General features: G+C 43.4%; 1 protein-coding gene and 1 pseudogene. Both read left to right on the top strand.

All coding sequences use genetic code 11. The features are described 5' to 3' along the window. Positions 1-246, top strand: a pseudogene (locus IQR33_RS02020) (hypothetical protein); the annotation flags it as partial. A gap of 90 nt (positions 247-336) precedes the next feature. Continuing rightward, positions 337-1359: efflux RND transporter periplasmic adaptor subunit VmeP (gene vmeP / locus IQR33_RS02015; protein WP_193843466.1), on the top strand; the 1023-nt coding region annotated here is incomplete at its 3' end.

Raw genomic sequence — 1359 nt, 5'->3', positions numbered from 1 at the left:
TACTCAAAAATTGAATTAACCGATAAAATCTGGATTAACTACAACCCAATGTATATGCATACGTTGTCAGGGTCTAGTCAATATAAAGATACTTATTACGCGGGTGAAGATAATATCTTGACTCATGAGTTTGCGTTGTCTTATCAAATTAATCCTCGCGCAAATATTCGTTACTTTGCAAACTGGAATGAGCACGTTAATTTCGGTGATGGTGATCACCGTATCGAATTTAACTACCAATTCTAACTCCCTCGTTTATTTCCAGAATAGAAAGTGTGTTTATCCATATATTTAAATATCTAGGCCAAAGCACTTTCTATATAAAGTAGGTTTATCATGAAAGCCAAATATAAATTTGCGTTGGTATCTATTGCTATATCTTCTGCATTACTATCAGGATGCAAAACTGGCGATATCGCAACGAAAACAGCCCAAGCACCCTCTGTTGAAACCGTTACCCTAACCGAAACAAAAATCACTCCTTATCATACTTTTATCGGTCGAACTGAAGCGGTAAATGACGTTGATATTATGCCGCGAGTCGGTGGCGAATTAACCGCGATTCATTTTAAAGATGGCGATATGGTCGAAAAAGGCCAATTGTTGTTTGAAATCGACGACCGTCCTTACAAAGCGGCACTGGCGTATGCAAAAGCGTCGTTGCAAAAAGCAAAAGCACAACTCGTTCAAACTACGCGTGATGCAGAACGTGTGAAGAAACTCATCAAAGATAAAAGCATCAGTGAGCAGCAATACGATGACGCCATTGCTGCGCACGCCGCAGCGATTGCTTCGGTAGAAGAGGCGAAAGCGACGCTGGTTTCAGCAAGGCTCGATCTTGAATTTAGCTCTGTGCGCGCTCCTTTCTCTGGCCGCGTGGGTTTCAGCAACTTCCGAGTGGGTGACCGTATTTCGAAAATTCAAATCGTTCCTCTTGTTTCGATCACTCAAGTAGACCCAATTCGCTTTGGCTTTGATGTGGATGAGAAGCTCTACCGCCGAGTAAGAAGTGCCATTGATGTGGCTCATCGTAACGATGACAAACTGGATGTTGATTTAACACTGACGCTTTCAGACGGTTCATTGTATCCGCTTGATGGCAAGATCTACGCCGTTGGCAATAAGATCGATTTAGAAACAGGCTCAATTCGAGCAGAAGCACAATTCGATAATCCAACTTACGCGCTTATGCCGGGTGAATATGGCAACTTGACCATCAAGCTGCGCAACAAAACCATTGATGGTTTGCTTATCCCATCGGCGGCTGTTCAACAAGACCAAGCGGGTGACTACGTCATGGTGGTTGGTGATGATCACGTGGTGTCTCGTCGTAACGTTGAACTCGGTCAGACCTACGGT

Origin of the sequence: Vibrio sp. OPT46 (genome assembly GCF_015163535.1) — a bacterium.
GTDB lineage: Bacteria > Pseudomonadota > Gammaproteobacteria > Enterobacterales > Vibrionaceae > Vibrio > Vibrio alginolyticus.
Note: the sequence above shows the minus strand (reverse complement) of the source record. Positions and strands in the feature narration are given on the sequence as shown.